5 protein-coding genes are annotated in these 2,855 nt (G+C 73.8%); 3 read left to right on the forward strand and 2 right to left on the reverse strand.

The features are described from left to right. Window positions 1–95: 95 nt before the first annotated feature. Entirely contained in the window at window positions 96–569 is a 474-nt protein-coding gene (locus tag AOK24_RS29975; RefSeq protein WP_055723175.1) for an ATP-binding protein, read from the forward strand. Further along, entirely contained in the window at window positions 566–688 is a 123-nt protein-coding gene (locus AOK24_RS52360; protein ID WP_276206864.1) for a hypothetical protein, read from the forward strand. Before AOK24_RS29975 ends, AOK24_RS52360 begins: the two co-directional genes overlap by 4 nt. Before the next feature lie 363 nt (window positions 689–1,051). Here the strand turns inward: AOK24_RS52360 and AOK24_RS29980 are convergent, their stop codons facing one another. Next, window positions 1,052–1,387, reverse strand: coding sequence for a hypothetical protein (locus AOK24_RS29980; RefSeq protein WP_159052031.1), 336 nt, complete (start codon window positions 1,385–1,387; stop codon window positions 1,052–1,054). A gap of 76 nt (window positions 1,388–1,463) precedes the next feature. On the opposite strand from AOK24_RS29980, the gene AOK24_RS29985 reads away from it, so the two are divergent. Next, window positions 1,464–1,673 carry a DUF6207 family protein gene (locus AOK24_RS29985; RefSeq protein WP_055723178.1) on the forward strand — a complete coding sequence of 70 codons (210 nt, stop codon included), beginning with the start codon at window positions 1,464–1,466 and terminating at the stop codon, window positions 1,671–1,673. A gap of 58 nt (window positions 1,674–1,731) precedes the next feature. Here AOK24_RS29985 and AOK24_RS29990 read toward each other — a convergent pair. Then, the coding region (locus AOK24_RS29990; protein ID WP_420876705.1) for a replication-relaxation family protein at window positions 1,732–2,855 on the reverse strand (1,124 nt) is incomplete at its 5' end.

Genomic DNA, 2,855 nt, shown 5'->3' on the forward strand with positions numbered 1-2,855 from the left:
GGCGTCGCCTACGCCCTCGCCATACAGTGCCGCGCCCTGGTCATCCTCTACGAGCGCCCCGGCCCCCTCTTGCCGTACGACGATGCGGAGGCGGCATGACCACCGTCAGAGTGCGGATCGCGGCGGCCGTGCGTTCCCGTTCCACCGGCCACCCCAACTACAGCGTCGCCCTCCCCCGGACCCCCGAGGCCGTCGGTGAGGCCCGCTTTTTTGCCCGGGTTGTTCTGGGCACGTGGCACCTCACCGGGCCCGTCGTCGACGACGCGGTGCTTCTCCTGTCGGAGATGGTCACCAACGCCGTCGTGCACGGCGACGGCCTCCGCATCACGATCAGCATTGACCGGCCCGCCCCCGGCCGTGTCCTCCTGGCCGTCCGTGACCGTGCGCACGAGCGCGTTCCCCGGCGCCGGTCCCCGGGCCCCGGGGACACCTCCGGGCGGGGCCTCCACCTCCTCGACGCGCTGGCGATCCAGTGGGGATGCGACCGCTGGGGTCCCCCGCAGAAGCCGGTGGGCAAGCGGGTGTGGGCGGAGCTCGACGCTCAGCCGACCACGGACCGTACGTCGTGACGCCTCCTCACATCCGGCGCCAGGCCCGCGCGTCGGCGAGGGAGGCGGTCCTCCTGGTCGTCGTCGCCGTCACCCTGATCATCGTCCTGGCCTGGGCAGCCGTCGCCGGACCCCGCTGATCCGCGCCCCCCATCGCGGGTCAGCGTCCGAGGCGCCCCGGAGCGGCGTGGGCCGTACGCTCCGGGGCGCCGCCTTCGGGGGCTTCTCTGGTTATCCTGCGGGCGAGGCGGCCGGTGGTCGTCTCCCTCAGAACAGGACGCACAATGTCGGCTACTCCCCCGCCCCCGGTCTCCGAGCCGGACCCGTCCGCGCTGACCTGTCCCGGCGACCGTGTCGGCCTGTGCGCCGGGTGCCAGCGCAAGACGCACCGGTACGGCGGTGGCGGCTGTCCTTTGTGCCAGTGGTGCATGGCCCCGGTGATGGACCGGTGGGGGCCGGGCGTGCGCTACACCAGCACGCGGACCTGACGCCGGTCCGCGCTCTCAGTGACGATCGCGGGACTGGTGCAGGCCCGCGATCGTCACCAGGTCCAGCAGCTCATCGAGGGCGTCCCGCACCGCACTCTGCTCCTGGGCGCCCGTGAGGCTCATGCCGTCCAGCACGTACCCGCAGCGGGCCGCGATCACGATGAGGCGCCCCTCGGTCCCGTCCGGCCCGACGGCGCGCAGTCCGATGCGGACGGTGTGCGCGGTCGCCGGGCCTGCCATCCGCGCCGTCACGGCGAGCAGCCGCTCGTACTCATCCGGCGTCCATGCACCGGCGTCGAGGTCCTCACGGAGCTCTGCAAGCGCGGCCAGCACCGCCTCAGTCGTCGCCATGACCGTGACCCTACTCGGTCGGGTGAAGCCGCCGGAGTGGGAGAACCTCTGCGGGCACCGGAGCGTAGTGCTGTACATGAGAGAGATCAGCGAGGCACATGTGGCGCGGCCCGGCCTGGCCGTGGTGGAGGTCGCGGCGGCCGACGACCGGACCGCGTTCACCGTCCAGGAGCTGTTCGCCACGTGGTGCGCGGTGGCGCCGGCGGACCGCACGACCCGGGAACCCGGCGAGCCCGGCGTGCGGTTGCGGTTCTTCCTGAACCTGCACGAGGCCGCGGACGCGTGACAATGCGCCCCGTGTTGTCGCGGCGGGCCCGGCCTCGAGGAAGCCGGGCCCGCCGCGTTCAGCGCGCTGTCGGCAGCCGCCCGGCACCGCACCGGTCCTCGCCCGTATGCCGTCCGGCGGACCGCCACACCGGTCCGGCCGCGCCGTGCTCGGTGAGCAGCGCCATGGTGGTGGTCGCCACGGTCATCCGGTAGCCGACGCTTGTCGGCGACAGGCGGGAGGCTCGCTCGTGGAAGGCGGCCTCGCGGGTGGCCGGCGCTGCGCGGCGCGGGGCCGAGGCGAACACGAACAGCACCGGCGGGAACGCCCGCTCCAGGTGCGGCCCGCCGTAGGTCTCCTGCCAGTGGCTGCGCGAGGTGCGGGCGGCGTTGCCGCGGCCGGTGGGCGGGGCGTTGCGGTAGGCGTCGTAGCGCTCCAGCTTCGCGAGCAGTTTGGCGTACGACATGGTGCGGTCGATCTCCACGAACGCGTGGCTGCCGTCGGCCAGGAGCACGAGGCCGTCGGGCACGAGGGTCCCGGCCGGGGTCGGGTGGGCGAGTTCCACCTGCCAGTCGGTCCACTCTGCGGTCCCGTCGCGCTGGAAGGCAAGGACAGTGTCAACGAGGGCCAGGCCGTGCTCGCGCAGACCGGTCTTCGCCGCCGCCTTGTGTCCGGTCGCCCGTCCCGAGCGCGGCGGGAGCTCTCCCGAGGCCGCGGCCTCCGTGAGACCGGCCGGGGTGCAGTACCAGTAGCTGTGCTGCGCGCGGTGGGTGCGGCCGACCAGCGCCGGGGACTCGGCGAGCAGGTTGCGCAGCGCGCGCCTCACGTGGTCGGTGCCCTGCTGGTGCGGGAGCAGGAGCTCCTTGAGCTGGCGGGGCGTTGCCAGGCGCAGCTGGGCGAGTGCGAGCAGGACCTCGCCGCGCAGGTCCGCGCCGGCCTTCGCCGCCGCGTGTTTCGCGGCCCGGGACGCTTCTCCTCGGACATCAGGACGGGGAGAAGAGGAGTTGCAGCCGTCGTCAGCGGCTGAAAGTTCGGGCTGATCAGGGACAACGCTCAGTCGGCGGCCAAGGGCTGCGGGGCCGGGCGCGGGGCTCGCCGCGGGGCGTGCAGCGGGGCCGGCTGTCGCCGTGTCGGAGGCGGCGGTCGTGGAAGGGCGGGGGGCGGGGGACTCGCTGTGCATCGGCGTCTCGGCTCTCTCCGACC

The sequence above is a fragment of the Streptomyces niveiscabiei genome (assembly GCF_001419795.1).
Taxonomy (GTDB): domain Bacteria; phylum Actinomycetota; class Actinomycetes; order Streptomycetales; family Streptomycetaceae; genus Streptomyces; species Streptomyces niveiscabiei.

Bases quoted from the DNA above. Each gene is read 5' to 3' on its own strand.
- AOK24_RS29975 (WP_055723175.1), top strand. From the start codon at position 96: ATGACCACCGTCAGAGTGCGGATCGCGGCGGCCGTGCGTTCCCGTTCC.
- AOK24_RS29980 (WP_159052031.1), bottom strand. From the start codon at position 1,387: ATGGCGACGACTGAGGCGGTGCTGGCCGCGCTTGCAGAGCTCCGTGAG.
- AOK24_RS29985 (WP_055723178.1), top strand. From the start codon at position 1,464: ATGAGAGAGATCAGCGAGGCACATGTGGCGCGGCCCGGCCTGGCCGTG.